General features: G+C 58.4%; 15 protein-coding genes and 1 pseudogene. 2 read left to right on the top strand and 14 right to left on the bottom strand.

Annotation, left to right across the window (positions count from 1 at the left end; translation table 11 throughout):
- Positions 1–135 precede the first annotated feature (135 nt).
- The 10 genes from LIG30_RS04070 to LIG30_RS04030 form a co-directional block, all read right to left on the bottom strand.
- The gene (locus LIG30_RS04070; RefSeq protein ID WP_038709831.1) at positions 136–1,980 is read right to left on the bottom strand and encodes a TniQ family protein; all 1,845 of its coding nucleotides are present in this window, start codon (positions 1,978–1,980) and stop codon (positions 136–138) included.
- A complete protein-coding gene (locus tag LIG30_RS04065; protein WP_038709830.1) occupies positions 1,977–2,966 on the bottom strand; it encodes a TniB family NTP-binding protein in 990 nt (329 codons plus the stop codon). The genes LIG30_RS04070 and LIG30_RS04065 overlap by 4 nt, the downstream gene beginning before the upstream one ends.
- Entirely contained in the window at positions 2,963–4,987 is a 2,025-nt protein-coding gene (locus LIG30_RS04060; protein ID WP_038709828.1) for a transposase, read from the bottom strand. Before LIG30_RS04060 ends, LIG30_RS04065 begins: the two co-directional genes overlap by 4 nt.
- Entirely contained in the window at positions 4,984–5,754 is a 771-nt protein-coding gene (locus tag LIG30_RS04055) for a hypothetical protein (protein WP_038709826.1), read from the bottom strand. The genes LIG30_RS04060 and LIG30_RS04055 overlap by 4 nt, the downstream gene beginning before the upstream one ends.
- Positions 5,751–6,317: a hypothetical protein gene (locus LIG30_RS25970; protein ID WP_152986000.1), complete on the bottom strand. Its 567-nt coding sequence runs from the start codon at positions 6,315–6,317 to the stop codon at positions 5,751–5,753. Before LIG30_RS25970 ends, LIG30_RS04055 begins: the two co-directional genes overlap by 4 nt.
- 326 nt (positions 6,318–6,643) lie before the next feature.
- A complete protein-coding gene (locus LIG30_RS04050; RefSeq protein ID WP_038709825.1) occupies positions 6,644–9,757 on the bottom strand; it encodes a type I restriction endonuclease subunit R in 3,114 nt (1,037 codons plus the stop codon).
- Positions 9,758–9,810: 53 nt separating this feature from the next.
- Positions 9,811–10,737 carry a DUF5655 domain-containing protein gene (locus tag LIG30_RS04045; RefSeq protein ID WP_038709824.1) on the bottom strand — a complete coding sequence of 309 codons (927 nt, stop codon included), beginning with the start codon at positions 10,735–10,737 and terminating at the stop codon, positions 9,811–9,813.
- Positions 10,734–12,110 carry a restriction endonuclease subunit S gene (locus tag LIG30_RS04040; RefSeq protein ID WP_038709822.1) on the bottom strand — a complete coding sequence of 459 codons (1,377 nt, stop codon included), beginning with the start codon at positions 12,108–12,110 and terminating at the stop codon, positions 10,734–10,736. Before LIG30_RS04040 ends, LIG30_RS04045 begins: the two co-directional genes overlap by 4 nt.
- Positions 12,107–13,948 (bottom strand): type I restriction-modification system subunit M, encoded by a 1,842-nt coding sequence (locus tag LIG30_RS04035; RefSeq protein ID WP_038709821.1) that lies wholly within the window; start codon positions 13,946–13,948, stop codon positions 12,107–12,109. The genes LIG30_RS04040 and LIG30_RS04035 overlap by 4 nt, the downstream gene beginning before the upstream one ends.
- Positions 13,949–14,552: 604 nt before the next feature.
- On the bottom strand, positions 14,553–14,879 hold the full coding sequence (locus LIG30_RS04030; protein WP_160326673.1) for a helix-turn-helix domain-containing protein: 327 nt from the start codon (positions 14,877–14,879) through the stop codon (positions 14,553–14,555).
- 32 nt (positions 14,880–14,911) lie between these two features.
- On the opposite strand from LIG30_RS04030, the pseudogene LIG30_RS24950 reads away from it, so the two are divergent.
- Positions 14,912–15,079: pseudogene (locus tag LIG30_RS24950) on the top strand (DUF4031 domain-containing protein); the annotation flags it as partial.
- A 61-nt stretch (positions 15,080–15,140) separates the two neighbouring features.
- Here the strand turns inward: LIG30_RS24950 and LIG30_RS24945 are convergent.
- The 4 genes from LIG30_RS24945 to LIG30_RS04015 are packed head-to-tail and all read right to left on the bottom strand — an operon-like array spanning position 15,141 to position 17,513.
- Positions 15,141–15,776, bottom strand: a complete 636-nt coding sequence (locus LIG30_RS24945; RefSeq protein ID WP_083493885.1) for a C1 family peptidase — start codon at positions 15,774–15,776, stop codon at positions 15,141–15,143.
- Complete coding sequence (locus tag LIG30_RS04025; RefSeq protein WP_051994849.1) at positions 15,773–16,831, bottom strand: ImmA/IrrE family metallo-endopeptidase; 1,059 nt, start codon at positions 16,829–16,831, stop codon at positions 15,773–15,775. The genes LIG30_RS24945 and LIG30_RS04025 overlap by 4 nt, the downstream gene beginning before the upstream one ends.
- Positions 16,831–17,199 carry a helix-turn-helix domain-containing protein gene (locus LIG30_RS04020; protein WP_038709817.1) on the bottom strand — a complete coding sequence of 123 codons (369 nt, stop codon included), beginning with the start codon at positions 17,197–17,199 and terminating at the stop codon, positions 16,831–16,833. Before LIG30_RS04020 ends, LIG30_RS04025 begins: the two co-directional genes overlap by 1 nt.
- Positions 17,196–17,513: a hypothetical protein gene (locus LIG30_RS04015; RefSeq protein WP_235510171.1), complete on the bottom strand. Its 318-nt coding sequence runs from the start codon at positions 17,511–17,513 to the stop codon at positions 17,196–17,198. Before LIG30_RS04015 ends, LIG30_RS04020 begins: the two co-directional genes overlap by 4 nt.
- A 385-nt stretch (positions 17,514–17,898) precedes the next feature.
- On the opposite strand from LIG30_RS04015, the gene LIG30_RS27425 reads away from it, so the two are divergent.
- Complete coding sequence (locus tag LIG30_RS27425; RefSeq protein WP_083493884.1) at positions 17,899–18,144, top strand: HNH endonuclease; 246 nt, start codon at positions 17,899–17,901, stop codon at positions 18,142–18,144.
- Positions 18,145–18,401 lie beyond the last annotated feature (257 nt).

Raw genomic sequence — 18,401 nt, 5'->3', positions numbered from 1 at the left:
GGTTGAATTTCACGCCCTTCAGATATGCCGCTGCGTGTCTCGTGAGGGGAAGCGGGCAGTTCGTCGGCGCGCCGAACGACCCGCCAGTGCTTCGACGTACTGTCCTCATCGCCCCAAACATGCTCGCCGGCCCACTCATTGCGTAAGGTGCGCTGGTACGAACAGGTCGTGCCCAGCTCTCGCACCGAGAATCGCCAGCCTGCCGAGGTCGGCGATACGAATCAGCCCGCCCCGCATGGCGCCATCACGAAGCTGTTTCGCACCGACCAGTTCGACGCCGGGCAACAAGCGCGACAGCGCCGACGACCTCGTACCCATGGCACGGGCCAGGTCTGCGAGCGGGACGTAGGCTTGCCGGAACTCCAGCAGTTGGTGCGGCAGCACGACGCGACAAGGCTGGCCACGTCGTTGAATCAGTTCTGATGCCAGCAGCCCTTCGTCCACCCAATTCTGGATAGACTCCCATTTCCATCCGGTCGCTTTGGCCAGTTGCTGAATCGACATGCCGGCCTCGAGCAGAGGTGTGCCGAAATACTGCGACACGTCCGTCCTCAGGAAGCACATTTCGCCCAGTGTCCGACCACGCGCGACGGCTTTCACCTTGCCGCTCGCGATGGCCTGCATCAGCGACTCGATAGCCCTTTGGTCACCCATGCGCCGGCTGGTCAGTTGCGCCCATGTGAGCGTCGAATCATCGGCCACCGTGATGGGTTCGGCCCACCGTTCCACGCGCTCATACAAATCGAGCATGGACTGGCGTTCGACCGGACCGCCCTTCATCAGGTCTTCGCGCCAGCGGGCGTTTGACCGGATAACGCCCGCTGCTTTCATGCGTTCGAGCACGACGGGTGGAACGCCCGCCAGTTCGCAGGCGTCAACGTCGGAAATCCATTCGGTACGGTGCCGCTGGATACGCTCAACTTCAGAACAGGGAATTTCGAACAACTGACCGCGCGTGCCAGTGCGTCGTGCACGGTGCTCACATTCGCCAGCCTGAATGGAGTCATTCAGGCGCGAGGCGCTGATGCCGATGGCCTTCGCGGCATCCGGCGCCCGCATATACCCGGTCGCATCTTCGGCAAGGTCCTTCGTCGAATCCAGGCCAAGAACGCAATCAGATTTCACGGCTGCGACGTCGATGATGATTTGCAGTAGCGGCTCAAGTGCCGTGTCCTGACAGAGCTTGCGCAAGCCGATGTACCACTCACCCAATAACGTATTCAACGTGCGGGCATTCTTGCGGCCCGCCGCAATACGCTGCTCGACGTGTACCTGAAAACCCTTCGGCCAGTCAGCCAGCAAGTCTTCGAGTGGCGCGAGAAATTCGACCGCTTCACCAACAGATTTCGGCAGTGCCGTGCCGCGTGGCAACCCTGGCTGCGTCGGGTTTGCATGCAGGCAGAGCGTCCGGATTACCTTCGCCAGTATGCTGATGTCCACGTTGTGCAGGACGGGCTTGCTACCTGATTGACGTCCGGCGCTTGCAATCAGCGTCGACAGCCACTGCTGGGCTTTCGTTGCCGGCACATGAGGCAGGCTGCTCAGGTCCTGGCCACATGTGCACAAGCCAAGGTAAAGCCGGTTGGGAGAAAGGTGTTCTCCGCATGCGAAGCATCGGTCAATGAGCAGAGTCCGGTGCGACGGGCATGCGGTGACATAGACGTGTTCCCAATAGTGGCGCAGGTGCGGCGATTCTGCCAGGCAGGCCGGACACACGGCATCGGATTGCGCGCGATGCAAACGTCCCCAGCTCCTGCAGTGTTCCTCCTGCTGCCGCGTGAATTCGGTCCAGGTGGATTCAAGCCCAAGGTTCTCAGCAACATCGCCGGTGCGAGTCAGCAAGGCGCGGCGATTGTGCTCGACGCCCGCCATGTCTGCCAGATTCCGCCAACTGAACAGCGCGTTGTCCGCGGCCAGCCGCCGGTAGTAACCCATGCCGGACTCATCATCCTTGGGTGCGTAAGTGAGGGCCAGACTCATTGTTCATCTCCCGATTTTTTTCGAACCGGCACGGACATCGCGTTGCTGCTCAAGACATGGACGTATGCCTGCTGCAGTGCAGCTGGCGCCACTCCGGCGTCTTCGATGCCAGAATCCTGGAAAGAGAGTTGATGCGGCGACCCTGCGTGGTCGACGTATTCGAGCGACGCCTGGCAATCCGCATAGGTAATGGCACGCGGCATTTCATCAGCCATCAAACTGGCGAGCGCTTTCATGAAATCAGCAAGCACCCCAATCAGGCCACCGGTGAGCAGATAGCACTGCTGAGTCAATGCGCGAGCGGGCACATTGATGGGATACCCAGCTGCAGCGAAAAGGCGGGCATAATTTGCTACGCAAGCATGGAATGCCGCCATTTCCCTGGCATGGCTCGCAGCGTAGGGCAGGAATTTTCGTGCCGGGCTTGAGCGTCGACGCAGTTGTTCGTTTGCCGAAAAAAGCCGCTCCAGCCTCGGAATACCAAAGAGAATCAGCATCCCCTTGAGGTCATCGAAGAGCGTCTTGAACCAGTCGCTAGCCGCACGCGTGGATACGCGCGTGCCCTCGTCGACAAGATGGGACGCTTCGTCAAAAATCACAACACGGGTGCCAGCCAGCTGAACCTGGTCTAGCATCAATTTACGCAAGTCTTCGGCCGTCAGGCCGCGCGGCAGCACTCGAATGCCCAAGGCTTCCAGCACACTTTTGGGAAGCGTTTTAGCCGATACCCCTGAACGCAGTTTCACCACCAGCACAGGAACATGGCGTCGTCCGTCGATACGGTATTCTGGGTAATCGCGCGACAGGTTGGTAATCAGCGAGCTTTTGCCGGCACCACTCGGCCCCGGTACCCGAACGATTTTGGATTCAAAGCCAGCAAGAGTATCGTCAATACGCCGTTTGAGCGCGAGACGATGTTCCTCGAACATCGGGTGAGGAAGTTCGCAGGTTTCGATGTCCCGACGCAGTTGTTGGGCGGGTGTCACAGCAGTTTTTCTCCGGTTTTTTTGTTGACGATATTCATCACCGGCGCTTCGTCGTATGAGACAGCATCCGATGAAAATTCTTCGTCAGGAAGGGATGAATTGGTCGACCGGGGCGGCCCGAATGGCGTACCCGACGAAAGTGGGTTGTCGACGGCACGTTGGACAGCGGCCTGGACTTTGGAGCGACGCGTGGCTTCCTGACTTTCCGTGCGCTTTCTGCGAGTCCGGCGGGCCGGCTTGTTTTTGGTGACTTCAGCATCGAGGTCATTCTGGAATTGCTCTTTTTCCGGCGGAATCGGTTCGCTATCCTTATCATACTTGAACCGTTCCTTGGCTTCATTGAATGTCCACGCGGGCGTCTCGGGGCGGACGTGCTCGTGTGTCAGCGTGACGAGCGGAAACTCGCGGCCTTCGTATACGTACACTTCGCGAAAATCGTCAGGGTTGTAGACCACATGGAGCTGCGCGTGGTCGCCATACTTGCCAAGCAGGTAGGTAATGGCCTTGCCCTTGTAGCGAAACCCTTCAATGGCGATACCAGTTTTCGCATTTAACGTGCACATCCTGTGTTCATAGAGCGCGGCCATCCACTCCTGACGCGGCGGCGGCATTGGGATGGGATAACCCGCCTCTTCGGTCGCCCATTTCATCCGCTCGAGCGGCGTTTTGCCCTTGACTGAATCAATCAGCAATTCGTCCCAGCGCAGGCGGTCGAGCGGACTGTTGACCCAGTCCTCATAGAGCCATCTGACAATCCAGCATTCGAGTTCTTCGGCGGTCATCAACTTATCGCCCAGCGCGACCGGGTCACGCTGGCCATCCTTTCTGTTAAAACGCGTGCAGCCCTCCAGGAGTTCCAATGCTTCTTTCAATGATTTGTTCAAGCGCTCGATGAATGGCTTGCCCTGAGCTTCCTTGGCCTTGCAGTGCTTGACATCCATTTCCAGAACTTCGAGACGAACAATGCGCGTCCCTTTAACCTCGGGGCCGTTGTCAAAAATAATCTGGACGGCTGTGCCATATATATTCAGGGTATGTTTGATGCCCAGCGCTTTAAAGCGAGCGTCCTTGGCAGGTGTCAGATACATCTCGAGGCACCGCAGCGAATCCATCTCACGTGGTTGGCCAATCACGAGATTCCATCCGACGGGGTATCCAGTGCAAACATCGATAGCGAGAACCAACCAGACATCCCGTGAGATGCTGTCAGATGTTTTCACGACGAAAGGCAGGTGTAGCGCATCCTGTTCGATGCGTGCAAACGGAAATGGGGCCCGGATTCGCTTCGTTGCATACGACTTGCCGGCAACCCGGTCGAGCGGGTCCATGCGGTCATACTCAGCGTCAACAGTCGCTTCGTCGACCAGGCTGGCAACGAATTTCCGGCTTATTTCATCCTTGGCGACATGCAAATGGCGGCGGCGCGCTTCACGGTTGACATATTCCGTCACCTTCAGAATCGTCCATTTCGATTCGGTGACGAGAAAATATTCCTTGATTGCCGTTTTTATGAACTCGCGGAGCTCTTTTGAATGCCTAGGCGTGTCATTGCCCTTGTTCTTGTCTCCCTTGAGAACGGGAAGTCCAAGTCGCTGCTTGTTAAGTGCCCTGAAAAGGGTCGCGCGGGAAGGAAATGGACCAACCAGACGCTGGCCGGCCTGCTCTCTTTCGTACGCGTCACGTGCAAAAGGAATGGCCGTGCCAAATTCAATGCCACGTTGCTTGCAAATTGCATCAATGCGCCGCAAGGCATCGGTCATGACGCGGATGCGCTCGCGCAACGGCGTATTGTCGTACTGGGCGGCAACGCTGACGCGCGGCATTCCTTTTCGATGCAGTATCCGGTCGCCAGAGGAAATGGCGGCCCGAATCTTTGTGTCGTCTTCATACCGGTCTTCGCGCTTCTCTGCATCGAAGATGTGGATGCAGCCGGCATGGAGATGACTGTCAAGCACTTCGAAATAGCTTTCCGAATTTCCGGGTACCGCCAGCTTGTCGCCCTTGAGAAAGTCCGACTTCATGGCCGCAACCCCTCAATCAGGCAGAGGTGACTGAGGTCGCCGAAGGCCTGAGACAGTTCGAGCGTGGCGCAAATGTGATGGTGTGTCAGGTCCGCTTGCAGCACACCAGTCACCAACAGGAGCGGAATGACATTCGCTGGAATCTGAAGGTCCGTACACAATGCCCGCTGCGAAACGGGGCCCGTCTCGCAATAGCGTTCGACCTGCTCGATGGCGTCAGGTGTCAGGTATGCCCTGGCACGTGAGGCCGCCGATTTCAGCAGTTGTGCATTGACGAGTACCGGGTGCCGTTCATCGACCGGCACGATGACCGTAAACAGCGGATAGCAGTTCGCTTCCATGATGACGCGGGCACGCTCAAGCTTCGCCCAATACTGGGAGTCGCCCTCGAAGCCTTCAAGTTTGACTTCGTATGCACACTGCAGGCCGCTGGTTTGCACAACGGAGAAGTCGGGGGTGTATTCAGAGTCTCCAGTGCGACTGCCACGTTGACTGCGCGCTTCGGATACGTCTTCTCGCGTGAACAGCAACCGCTCGCTGACCAGGTCGACCGTGAACGGCTGTGGTTTAAAAGACCGCACCCGCGGGTCGATGCCCAGCATGTGTGCGACCAGCCGTTCCGCGTCAGACTCGACCGTGATGTAGCCGTCTGCCTTTTCGGCATAGGTGCCGATGCGAGCCTTGCCGTACGTCCGGGCGGTGGGCCGGATGCCAGCGTTGGTCGCACTCCGGCGGCTGCGCACGCCATAGGACGGTGTGCTTCTCATTGCACACCTCCTGACAGACGCGCCTGTACGGTCCCGATAGGAGATGCCGTGAACGAAGCCGCCTGGACCAGGCTGGTCGGGAAAACCGGAGATGAAATGGGTTCCTGAAACGACATGACGAGAGATGCATGAATTTTCGATGGGGCGCACAATAACCCATCAAGTTCTCTCAAATCAACGGCATAATTCGTCAATTTCTCCCAAAAATGGCGGTAACGTGAGCTGGGGATTGCAAAAACTGGCAGTGAAATATGGGAGTTTTTCCTGTAAACATTTGTAACAAAATGTCCTTTGCCGAAATCGAATTTCCGGGACTGTTGTGTCCCTACAAGGGGCATGTTTTCGCGCCCAGGTAGGCCTTCACGCCTGATGCATGTCGTGCGAGAGGCAGCATTCGGGAATCTCATCCCAAGTCTGGGAACCGGCAGGCCAATGGCGGGATGGGTAGGAAGGTAGTCGAGGAGGGATATGTCTGGCGGGAGCCAGAAATCTCTTGCCACAACAAGGTGCGAGCCAGTCTCTGCCAGCAGATGCAGCACCTTGTACGAAATGGTCGAAGTCATGACCAGCTCCGTCGTACCCTCTCATAAAAAGGGGGCCTGACCGATGAGCAGGTCACAATTACGAAGACAGGTTCATTCTCAAAACCACACGCCAGCATTGCACCAGCGTGGGTTTACCGTAGTAAATCGCGAGAGGTTTTTCAAGAAAACATCAGGCACGACGTCGACCGCGTGCAACGAGAACTGCGCCTGAGGATGGCTATCTGCGCGTGACGCTACGGCAGGCGGAATGCATACAGCTATCTCAAGCATTCTCACGGGTTTTGAGAATCCTCATAACCCGTGAGATATTCCGAAGCGCAACGGAAGCCGGCGGAATCCGACGCCTACGCATGCGGTCGTGGCGAGGCGTCTGAGCGAGCCCGCAGCGCTTCATAGAGTTGGGCCGGCCCCAGCAAGATGTCCTTCAGGCCGTCGCGCACCCGCTCCGAATCGAGCGCCTGCTTGCTCATCGTGGTGTGCGCATCGAATGCGTCGATGATGGCGTGCATCAGCGCAGCCGTCAGGTCGGGGGAGTTGGCGAATTGCTCCTTGCTGTTGCTGGCGGCCTGCTGCACCAGCAGCGCGTTTTCCAGCAGTTTGCCCTTGAGCACACCGTTCACGTACACGAGCTGGTCGTCGTCGGTTAGCTCGCCGTCGAACAGGCCGTTGACCTTCTGGATGATTTCGTCGAGGAACGCTTTTTCCTTGTCCTGGACTGCGCCGCTGCCAACCGCATCCATCGGCGCCAGCTTCGGTGTCTCGCCGTGACCGAGAATCAGCGGTTGGCGGCCGGTGTTTCTCAGGCTGTGGTGCGTCAGCGTGACCTTGGACAGGTCGACGGTGTCCCGTTCGCGGCCGAATTCCAGCAATGGGATGAGCCGCTTGTAGAACAAAAAGCGCTTTTCGATGTCGGTGTTGCCATAGTCGAAAATCTGCGACAGGAACGCGTAGAGACGTACGAACGCCCCCATGTCGTTTTTGAATAGCACCAGTGCGTCGAGCGTGTCCTTGGCAGCCTGGGCTGCTTTCTCGTCACGCTGCGACTCGGCTGCGGCCCGGTCCTGCTGCGCAGCCTTGTAGCGCCTGAGCAGCCGGTCGGCCACAGGCGCGATGGCGGCTTGCAATTGCGCCTGGGTGCCTTTCGGGTCCAGTTCGACCTTGGTCACGCGGTCGACCTCGAAGTCGTCGTAGTAGCCCGCGGCATCGAGCTTCGCGCGCAGGTCGTAGACGTGGTGCGGGTCGGTGGTGGCTTCCAGTTCGGCGGTCTCGTAGTAAGTCTTGAACGCCTTCAGGATTTCACCGGCCTCGTTGACGAAGTCGAGGATATAGGTGGTGTCCTTGCCCGGATGGGCGCGGTTCAGGCGTGACAGCGTCTGCACCGCCTGGATGCCGCCGAGCATCTTATCGACGTACATTCCGCATAGCAACGGCTGGTCGAAGCCGGTTTGGAACTTGTTGGCGACAAGCAGTAGGTGATAGTCGGGCTCGGCAAATGCATCGCGGATGTCACGCCCCTTGAGCCCAGGATTCAGCTCCCGGCTGGTCTCGGTGACCGGCAACGGATAGCTGTCGGGGTCGTCGATTTCGCCCGAGAACGCGACGAGCACGCCCAGCGGATAGTTGCGCTGCTCGATGTACGCACGAATCGCTTTCTGCCAGCGCACGGCCTCCTTGCGGCTCGCGACGACCACCATGGCCTTTGCTTTGCCGTCGAGCAGTGGCCGCACATTCTCGCGGTAGTGTTCGACGACGATTTGCACCTTCTGCGCGATGTTGTACGGATGCAGCCGCACCCACTGCATGATGCCCTTCATCGCGGCGCTGCGCTCGACCGCCTTCTCGTCGTATTCCTGGCCATCGTGCGCGAGCCTGAACGCGAGCTTGTAGGTCGTGTAGTTCTTCAGCACGTCGAGAATGAAGCCCTCCTCGATGGCCTGCCGCATCGAATACACATGGAAGGGCTGCGGCAGTCCGTCCGGACCGGGCCGGCCGAACAGCTCCAGCGTCTTCTGCTTGGGCGTCGCCGTAAAAGCCACATAGGTCAGCCCCTGCGCGCCGGTGCGCGCCTCCATCTGGGCCGCAAGCAGCGCCTCGGTGTCGATTTCGCCGCCGTCCTGCAGGTCTGCCCATTCCTCGGCCGACAGCAACTGCTTGAGCTTGGCCGCCGCCTCACCGGTCTGCGAACTGTGCGCTTCGTCGGCGATGACCGCAAAGCGCTTGCCTTCGGTCGCTGCCAGTTCTTGCACCGCTTGCAGGGCGAACGGGAACGTCTGGATGGTGCAGACGATGATTTTCTTGCCATCTTTGAGCGCCTGACCGAGTTGGCCGCTCTTGCTGCCGTGCTCGTTCGTGATGGTGGCGACGACGCCCGTGGTGCGCTCGAAATCGAAGATGGCTTCCTGCAACTGCGCGTCGAGCACGGTGCGGTCGGACACGACCAGCACGCTGTCGAACAGCTTGTGGTGCTCGGCGTCGTGCAGGTCAGCGAGGAAGTGAGCGGTCCAGGCAATCGAATTGGTCTTGCCGGAGCCCGCCGAATGCTGAATCAGGTACCGCTGGCCCGCCCCCTGCGCCAGCACGTCGGCCACGAGCTTGCGAGTCGCGTCGAGCTGGTGGTAGCGAGGGAAGATGATGGATTTCAGCTGCTTCTTGTCGTCCCGTTTGCCAATCAGGTAGCGGTGCAGGATGTCGAGCCAGCTATCGCGTGCCCAGACCTCTTCCCACAGATAGGCGGTGGCGAAGCCATCCAGATTCGGCGCATTGCCCGCCGCACCCTGGTTGCCACGGTTGAACGGCAGGAACTGGGTGGCCGGCCCCGCGAGCCGGGTGGTCATCATGACTTCGGTCTGGCTCACCGCGAAGTGCACCAACGCACCACCGGGGAAACTCAGGAGCGGTTCGACTTGGCCGCCTTTAGGCTGCGGATGGCGGTCTTCGCGGTACTGGTCAACGGCATCCCGCACGCTCTGCGTGAAGTCCGACTTCAGCTCGGCGGTTGCGACCGGGATGCCGTTGACGAACAGCACCAAATCCAGCGCGTCCTGCGGTTGGTTCGGCGAGTGCCGCACCTGGCGCACTACTCGCAGTCGGTTGGCGGCGTAGTGTTGCTGGATGACGGGGTTGATGGCCAGCGCGGGCTTGAACTGCACCAGCGACAGCGGTTCCTTGAGCCCCAGCATCTCCACGCCACGCCGCAGCACGTCTAGTGTGCCGCGTTCGTTCAGGCTCTTGCGGACCCGTTCGGCGAGCCGCTCGCGGAGCGCCGGGCCGTGAGTCTTGGTCAAGCGCTGCCACGTGTCGGGCTGCGTCGTCTCAATCCAGGCAAGCAGGTCAGGCAGGAAGAGCGCGTGGACGCGGTCGTAGTGCGTGGCATCGCCTTCGGCATAGTGCCAGCCATTGGCTGCCAGGGACCGGCAGATTTCGGCTTCGAAGTGATGTTCCTGATACAGGTTGCTCATGGATGACTCTGGTACGTTCGATATTGTTCTTGGCTAAGGTGCGGTGTGCCCGTTCAGCCTTCGGTATAGCTGCGCTCCAGCAGCGGCTGTGCGCGCTCTAGGTCGGCCGGTGTGCGCAGCGTCAGTTCGACGCCAAAGAAATTGGTTTGGCTGGTGTCACGCGTGAACCCCTCCTCCAAACTCACGGTGGTCGGGTCAAGCTTGAGCATGATGAGCAGACGATGTTGCTTTACACCGACGCAGGCAAAGTTCTTCAATCGTCGAAAGGCGATATAAGCCTTCGTGTGCTTCTCTTGCACATCTTCGCCTAGCGAGTTTAGAAAGGCAGCGGTTTGCGCATAAAGGTCTTGGACTTCTGGGGAAGCATTGTTGAGCTGGTCCAGCATCGACCTATCTCTGCTGTCAGCTTTCGGCGTGACAGGCTCAATGACGCCTTCCAGCGCTCCCCTAATTTTGGCGGTGGTCATATCCGGTACGCTGCTCGCGTTGACCAATTCGAGCAACAGCAGGTCGTCACCAAACAGCTTGTAGCGAATCAGCTCGATGTTGCGCGGAATCTGCTGTACCGCGTACTGGTCATAGCGCGTGAAATCGATGGCAATACACAGCAGACGGGTGCCGGACCATTCGATTTGCTCCGCCACCTCCTTGCCCAGCTTTTCCATCACCAGCCAGCGGAATTCCGCCTGGTGGTCGAGCAGCCAGTCCAAGTAGAACAGCCCCTGGTTAATGACATTCTCGTTGCTGTGACGTTTGTATTCGATGATGACGGGGCAACCGTTCTCATCGAGGCCTAGAGAATCAATTCGGCCCTTGTGGGTATTACCGGTCACGTACTCGCTTGCGAGAAAGCGGATGCCGAGGAGGGTCTGCATGTTCGCCTCGATGAGGCTTTGTAGCTGCCTCTCCAGCTTCGCGGCCTGGCCCGGCAGCTCGCTTGCCGTGCCGTTTGACAGACGGAACAACTGGATGTCGCTCATGCGGCCAGCTCCTGTGGCGCGACATCGCGCACGTCGATTTTGCCGGTGACGGCAGCGGCAATCAGGGCACTGCGGCGCTCCCTAAGCAGGTCGATGCTTCGTCGGGCTTCGACATCAAGGGCGTCGAGTTTCGCGCATTCTGTCGCGACAAACGCAACAATGCCTAACTGTTCATCGATGGGAGGAACAGGAATAGCAAATGACCTTATCTGTTCCGGACTGATATGAGGCACGCTGACCCCGGTCATCTCTGGCGAACAGTGATGGAAAAAATAACCGGCTTGGAGCAAATAGTAGAGGTAATCTGCATTGAGTTCTCTACCGGGACGAATGGCCGCTACGCGCTGGAGGAGTAGGCAGGGAATGTCGCTCTCAGAAACGCGAGCGACGCGTAATCCTTCAGAAATCCATGGACGGTCCATGCCCAGAACGATGTCTCCCGGGCGAAGTTCAAACGTATCCAATCCATCATTCTCACTGCGGTTCCAGTACACCGTGTCATTCCATCTCAGCGCACCAACGCCTACGTTCACCCCGCGCAGCAACTTAACGTCGGAGTCATCAAGTGAAAATCCCGCCGATGGAAATGCAAAACCGGAAAGAATGCTGCAATCGTAGCCCGCCTTCCTAACCTTCCAATGGGTCGGCACCTTGCCCAGCCATGTCACACCAGAATCGTTCAGCAGCGCGTCGGGATTGAGGCCGCGGGTGACGGCGTGCGAGATGGTCGCCTGGCGCTTTTCTGCGAGCAGGGCGAGGAGCTTTTCCTGCTCCGCAATCAGCGCGACAATCTTGCCGGTTTCGCGGTCGAGGAAGGAAGCGATGGCCGCTTGTTCATGAGAAGGCGGGAATGGCGCTCGTTCATTCAAGTATCGGTCTTGGTCGAGGTTCTGAATTCCCGATGTCTGGTTTATCGCACCGACATTCACACCCACGGCATACGCGGCATTGTGCACGTAGTTCCAGTAAGCAGGAACCATGTCACGTGCTAGAGACATTCGAGCAACGAAATTCGAGCAAACGGCCGGCATTTCCGAGTGGTACATCACCACTTGTCCGACAGGTTGCAAATCGCCGCCTCCTGATTTCTCGAGCAGTAAGTCCCCTTTCTTCAACAATCTGCCGGCTCGTTCCTTGTCCGAGACACTGCGTAACGTAGGGATGTGGTCTCGAACGACCAGCTTGACACGGTCAAAGTCGGCAACTCGAACACATGCGATGTCATTACCGTCATCACTCGGTTCGTCGCCCCAGATGCCATTCTTGCATGACGTGACGGACACCTTGAAGCGGTCTATGTGCCAATGTGCTGGCACGTGACCCAGCCAGGTTACCTCGCTGTCCTTGTACTCTGGATAAGTCGGTAAACTCATTCCGCCAGCTCCTCGAGCATCTTCATGATGTTGGCCGACACGGCCTTCAGTTCCTCATCAATCGTGTGCAAATCGCGCGGCGGCTCGAACACGTAGAAGTGCCGGTTGAACGGAATCTCAAAGCCGACCTTGCTCTTTTCTTCATCAATCCAAGCGTCCCGCGCGTGCGGCAGCACCTCCCGCTCGAAATAAGCGCCAATATCCTCTGAGAACGGTACGTTCTCGGTATCGCGCAGTGCGCTATTCGCCTGCGGCTTGCCTTTCTGCTTGCCCTTGACGCCTAGCACCACCTCGCCGTGCTCATCGCGCAGCGGACGCTCGACGGTAATCGTGGTGTAGCCGAAGTCCTTGTTCTGGAAAATCCGCGAAATCGGCACGGACTTCACCTTGCCGCCTGCCGGTACGTCTGGTTCCTTGCTTCCTTTCGGCACGACCCATTGGCCGACCTCCGCGCCTGCCGCATCAAATACGGTTGTCAGCTCAGCCTCGACAAAGTCGCCGAACAGCCGCGTGACGGTCGCGATGTGCTCGTCGGACATCTCCTTGCGCTTGCTGCCGAGGCTCTTGCGCATCTTCTGCCAGAAGCTCGAGGCATCGATGAGCTGGACGAACCCCTTGCGGCCGTCTGGTTTCCGGTTCGAGAGAACCCATACGTAGGTGGCGATGCCCGTGTTATAGAACATGTCTGTCGGCAGGCCGACGATGGCCTCGACTAGGTCGTTCTCCAGCACATAGCGGCGGATTTCGCTCTCGCCGCTGCCGGCGCCGCCCGTGAAAAGCGGCGAGCCGTTCAGCACGATGCCGAAGCGGCTGCCGCCATCCTGCGCCGGGCGCATCTTGCTGATGAGATGCAGCAGGAACAGCATCGAGCCATCGGAGACACGCGGCAGGCCAGGGCCGAAGCGTCCGTCGAAGCCCTTCTGCTCATGCTCGGTGCGCACGGCTTTCTCGACCTTCTTCCACTCGACGCCGAACGGCGGATTGGACAGCATGTAGTCGAACTTGCGCCCGCCATGGCCGTCATCCGACAGGGTGTTGCCGGCGACGATGTTTGCGACGTCCTGGCCCTTGATGAGCATGTCAGCCTTGCAGATGGCGTACGACTCGTCGTTCAGCTCCTGACCGAACATCGTCAAGCGGGCGGACGGGTTGTGCTCCAGCAGGTGTTCACCCGCCACAGACAACATGCCGCCGGTTCCGGCCGTCGGGTCGTAGATGGTCCGCACCACGGCGTTGCCGGGCGTCAGCACGTCGTCATCCTCGATGAACAGCAGGTTGACCATCAGCCGGATGACTTCCCGCGGGGTGAAGTGCTCCCCGGCGGTCTCGTTCGAGATTTCGGCAAATTTGCGAATCAGCTCTTCGAAAACGAGCCCCATCTGGGCGTTGTCCACCACATCCGGGTGCAGGTCGATATTCGCGAACTTCTCGGTCACCAAGTAGAGCAGGTTGGCTTTGGCGAGACGTTCGACCTGCGTGTAGAAGTCGAAGCGTTCGAAGATGTCGCGCGCGGGGGGCGAAAACGCCTGAATGTACGCATACAGGTTCTGCCGGATATGGTCCTGGTCGCCCAGCAACGTGACGAGGTCGAGCGGCGACGTGTTGTAGAACTTGGCGTCACCGGCCACGCGCAGCAGGAAAGGCTCGGGATTTAGGCCCATCTCCGATTTGGCCTCGAATTCGGCGAGCACGGCCGGCTTCGTGGATTCGAGTACGCAATCGAGGCGCCGTAGCACGGTGAACGGCAGAATGACGCGCCCGTACTCGGATTGCTTGTAATCGCCGCGCAACAGGTCTGCGACGGACCAGATGAAGGACGATAGCGCTTGGTGGTTCATTGTGTTGAAGTCTATGGCTACTTGCTTGTTCTTCAGGCGGCCGAGCACCCGGAGACGCCCGCGGTGGCGCCACTCCGGCGTCGGCGGGGAGTGTGGCGTCGATTTTACATTGGCGGCCCGCTCGGGGTGATTCACGGCAGGGCTACACCCCCGCGAGCAAAGGGCGACATAAGGGAGTCGCCACCGTCCTCGGAGCCGGATTGAGATGGGACTCGCCGTCATCGTTGCCGCTGCTATTGGGATACCCGACTCGGCATAACTGCTTCGACCTTGCACAAGAGCGAGCAGGCGGAGGCAGACGAACGCATCACGCTCAAGCAGTTGCGCAGGTTGGCCGACGGGCTGGACTGCGAGCTTGTCTACGCCTTGGCGCCTCGAAAAGCCCCTCACGCAGATGGTCGAGGACCAGGCGCGATTACTCGCTACGCAGGCGGTCGAGGGCGTAGCGCATTCGATGGGCTTGGAAGGGCAGCGCCCAACTGAGCCCCGCCGTCGACAGCAGGTTGAAGAGAGAGCGGAAGAGCTGCTTCGTGGTCGATGGTCCGCCCTGTGGAGATAGGCCATCTGTCCAGCGGACGACCCTGCGCACGCCTGAGAATGCGCCTCAACGAAGCTCCTGAAGCGCACGAACCAAAGCAATCGCGGCGGCTCTGTGCCTAGCAGACCGGCCGAGCAACTCAGCGAATTGTTCGACAATGGCATCAGGCTCTTCGACTCCATCGTGAACCTGAATTTGCAAAAAATTCGCAACTCTTTGCAAATTCTGAGACACGATTTTGAACTCGGCCCTCTCAAATCGGGAAAGCTGGCCGACGTCCACGCCTAACTTGGACGCCAGCTGCTCCAGCGTCAGGCCGAGCTCCTTCCGTCGGTGGCGAAGTGCGTCACCGAGTTGCTTTGCCGCCAGAACCGACTTGCGATTTGTTTGCATATTGCTTATCATTTTGCAAATATTTTTGCAAAATGGCAAGCATGGCAATCTACGTTGACGATGAGCGCATATCTTGGCGCGGGAAGCAGTGGTGTCACCTAGTTGCGGATTCATTGAACGAACTGCATGATTTCGCCCAGCAACTCGGTCTCCGCCGGTCTTGGTTCCAAGAGCGTTCTATCTACCCGCACTACGACGTTACCGTAGCCACGTCGGCACTACCCGCAATTGCTTGTCGAAGAGAATGGCCATATCGTTGTTTTATACCGCAAATCCCTCTTGCATGTGCAGTTGAAGATGTCTTTCTGGCACCCATGCATGCCCTTGATTACCCCATCCGGCTCCCCAGGAGTTTCGGAGATAAATATGCGTTTCGTTGGTCATGCGATGCGTGCCGACGCCCATGGCGACCATCGCATGAAACTGGTCCGGAATGACATATGGGTCGAACTCGACAATACCATCTCTCGGATAAAACAACGACTTCGTGACCGCTATCACTACACCCACTGCGCGCCCCTGGCGGACTAAGGCGGTAACTTCAGAAAGTGCCAAGGCACGCGTATTCGATGGGCTTCGATAGAGCGGCATCAACCCGCTAGGCGGAGCTTGAAGCGGCGCGTCCTGCGAATCTGGGCGGTAAGGGTAGATGTTTTCTTCAGGCTGTCCAGGGCTCGCGACTGCCGTGAAAACCTGGTCTACGGTGAAACCGTCGCCTGGTTCCCAGCTTTCTTCCGCCTTAGCGGCATGATGGCACAGGAACTCGACGCTTAGATGCGCAGTCGCATTGGCGAACGCATTCAAATCGGATGTCGTGAACACCAAGCATGTTGGCCGCCGACCTTGATTGCGCGGTGGCCCGAGGCGCTCCGAGTGATTCACTTCAACTTCAATCATTTGATACCCCGAACGCTATTCAGCCTGCGTGAGCGCTCAGGTCTCGACAACCCGCCGTTGACGTCGTCGAATTCGGCACTGAAAGCAAGTGAATCTTGAATCTCGGACTCCCGGGACCACGGTGCGGTTTCATGAACCGAGATTGTCGAACGCCTATTGTGGTCAATCGTGGAGTCGCTGCTGAAGTCGATTGTCGGCGTCAGTGCATATCTCATCGTGGTGCCAGCGCCCAGCCCTCCCACTCGAATTGGCCTGTCTTCACGGCCGGACACCACGCGTGCATCTTGCACGAACGGTTCAAGCGTAAATCCTTCACAACGCAACTCATCGACGGTCCACAAATGACCCGCGGCGGCATGATTGGGCAAATCAACTACAAAACGGTCGGTCGACGCTGGTTCGATAATCCGGTCTTTGTCAGTCTTATCGAGAATCCAGACGTCGCCGGGCACCTTCGCTGACATGTCGTCGATGTTCAAAGCAGCAAGCTTGAGGGCCTTCGGTTTCTGCCCGAGTGTGCGAGTTGCCGAGAGTGTAGACAGCAACCCAAGGCGTACGAGCGACCAGGCCATCGCTTCGAAGCTCGTGCCCAGCCGAAGAGAGAGCTGATAGACAATCGCTGGGTCGTTTAGATGTTCCTTCGACCAACCCTTCATTCTCATGACGGCAATGACAAGCCAGCGAGGCGCAAGTAGCGAATATGCAAACTGATTCGCCTGCTGTTCGACAAGGGCCGCGTTGGTCCCGATGTCTACGGTCTCGTCAGTGTTACTCTCATGTCCGAGAAAGTAGTGACCGAGCTCATGTGCGCATGTCATATGCACCAGTCCGCGGGGGCGCAATACGTTGACCAATATCCCCGCTTCACCATCTTCTCGAAGAAAACCACCGAGAAGCCTTTCCAATGGCCGGAACATCACTGTTACATCGGCCTCGCTGGCTAACTGGGTCGGGTCAACTCGCGTATAGCCGTCCCTAATGCGGTCCTTTGCTCGGAATTCATCCAGAACTTCAGCGGCCCGACGTCCAGCTTGCAACAAGTCGTCACGCGCCATTACGAGCCTCGTCGTTTTGATTTTCCAGAGCTACGCAGGAATTCGGCGAACCGACCTAGCTCTTCGAAGTCCCGGTCGCTCAGTCCGTGAGTCGCCCGCGCGAGAAAGACAACACGAGTATCCTGAACGTGCGATTCGCCAGTGAGAAAGAACTGCACCGTTTTCCCGTACAACTGGCTCAGCTTGTCCAATTCAACGGCCTCGACCTTACGCGTGCCGGCTTCGATGTTCGTGACCGCGGGTCTCGAGATTCCCAGAGCGGTGGCTACATCCTCTTGCGACAGCCCGACGTACTCGCGGGCTTCGCGCAGGCGCTGGGCGAGGAGCAACCTTTGTTCATCAGTCGAGTCTGAGGTGCCCTGGCTCATTTTTTCTTGGCTTGGAGGTACGAAATGACTTTGGCGGACAGCCCGTCAACGAATTCCTCTCTTGTTTTGTAGCCGCCGGCTCGAATAACGCTGTTCGGGAGCTCAGTTCCAACAATCTTGTCGAGTATTGCCAACACCTCGACTGCGGTCATGGATTCAATCGGCTCGAGCAATTCATCTACTGTGCTCGGCCCACCCGCTTCGGGTATCAGCGCATGCTCGTCCCAGAACTCTTCCAACGCCGCTTTAATCTGTTTCTCAAGGTCCGCCATTGTTTCCTCGCACGCAGCTGTTGTTGTACGAAAATCGTACAATCAATGTTCGATTTTGTCAAAGAACAGAACTGGCCACGACCGCGAAACTTGAAGGAGTTGAGCTCGGAGGTTGAGACGCCGCAGTCTTATATCCGCAGGTAACAGCGCATATCGATTGGATTCAAGCTCTCGCCGCGTGGATGTCGTTGCGTCTACCGACAACGAATAGCCGCCACGCTTCGAGCTTCTCGATGTCCTCGCCAAGTTCGTCAGGATGCGGAATAGGTAGCACACGGCATATTTTCTCGGCGAGAAGGACCGAGCCGACCTACACAAGGAAACCAACCCCGACAAGATTGACGCGGCGCGCGACTACCTGCGGAAGGCAATATCAGCGTTGAAGTGAGAGCACCCTGCTGCCAGGCGGGAACCCGAACAAGTCGTCGTGTTGACCCGCGCTTTTAGGCGGAATCCGGACGTCATTGCGGAAGTCCTGCTGCGAGCTGATGGGACGTGCGAAGGATGTGGGCAGTCGGCACCGTTTCAGCGTTCAGACGGGAGGCCGTACCTCGAGGTGCATCATCGCCGACGTTTGGCAGACGGCGGTGACGACAGCGTCGAGAACGCGATGGCCTTGTGTCCGAACTGTCATCGCGAGCGGCACTACGGTATCAACTACGCCAATGGTTGACGCCAGGAAGTGAGCGCGTGCGGCTGCTAGGCGAGAAGTGGCGCGGCGGGCGTGGTGATGCTGGGTGGAAAGACGCGGAAACTGCGGGGGAAGCGGGAGGGAGAGACCAGGGCCGAAGCCCCGGTCCGCCCGCTCGATGGATTCATTCCGTGACACTTTTTTCGGAATTTCCCTTCGAAAGCGGGCGATTGGGTGTCGCCGGATTAGAAGTGTTTACCTTTCGGAATCAAGCGCTTACAGTCGAGTAACGGCTTCTT

Origin of the sequence: Burkholderia sp. lig30, assembly GCF_000687455.2 — a bacterium.
Lineage (GTDB): Bacteria > Pseudomonadota > Gammaproteobacteria > Burkholderiales > Burkholderiaceae > Burkholderia.
Note: the sequence above shows the minus strand (reverse complement) of the source record. Positions and strands in the feature narration are given on the sequence as shown.

Coding starts and splice junctions, on each gene's coding strand:
- LIG30_RS04070 (WP_038709831.1), bottom strand. CDS start 1,980: ATGAGTCTGGCCCTCACTTACGCACCCAAGGATGATGAGTCCGGCATG.
- LIG30_RS04060 (WP_038709828.1), bottom strand. CDS start 4,987: ATGAAGTCGGACTTTCTCAAGGGCGACAAGCTGGCGGTACCCGGAAAT.
- LIG30_RS04055 (WP_038709826.1), bottom strand. CDS start 5,754: ATGAGAAGCACACCGTCCTATGGCGTGCGCAGCCGCCGGAGTGCGACC.
- LIG30_RS25970 (WP_152986000.1), bottom strand. CDS start 6,317: ATGACTTCGACCATTTCGTACAAGGTGCTGCATCTGCTGGCAGAGACT.
- LIG30_RS04050 (WP_038709825.1), bottom strand. CDS start 9,757: ATGAGCAACCTGTATCAGGAACATCACTTCGAAGCCGAAATCTGCCGG.
- LIG30_RS04045 (WP_038709824.1), bottom strand. CDS start 10,737: ATGAGCGACATCCAGTTGTTCCGTCTGTCAAACGGCACGGCAAGCGAG.
- LIG30_RS04040 (WP_038709822.1), bottom strand. CDS start 12,110: ATGAGTTTACCGACTTATCCAGAGTACAAGGACAGCGAGGTAACCTGG.
- LIG30_RS04035 (WP_038709821.1), bottom strand. CDS start 13,948: ATGAACCACCAAGCGCTATCGTCCTTCATCTGGTCCGTCGCAGACCTG.
- LIG30_RS04030 (WP_160326673.1), bottom strand. CDS start 14,879: ATGCAAACAAATCGCAAGTCGGTTCTGGCGGCAAAGCAACTCGGTGAC.
- LIG30_RS24945 (WP_083493885.1), bottom strand. CDS start 15,776: ATGATTGAAGTTGAAGTGAATCACTCGGAGCGCCTCGGGCCACCGCGC.
- LIG30_RS04025 (WP_051994849.1), bottom strand. CDS start 16,831: ATGGCGCGTGACGACTTGTTGCAAGCTGGACGTCGGGCCGCTGAAGTT.
- LIG30_RS04020 (WP_038709817.1), bottom strand. CDS start 17,199: ATGAGCCAGGGCACCTCAGACTCGACTGATGAACAAAGGTTGCTCCTC.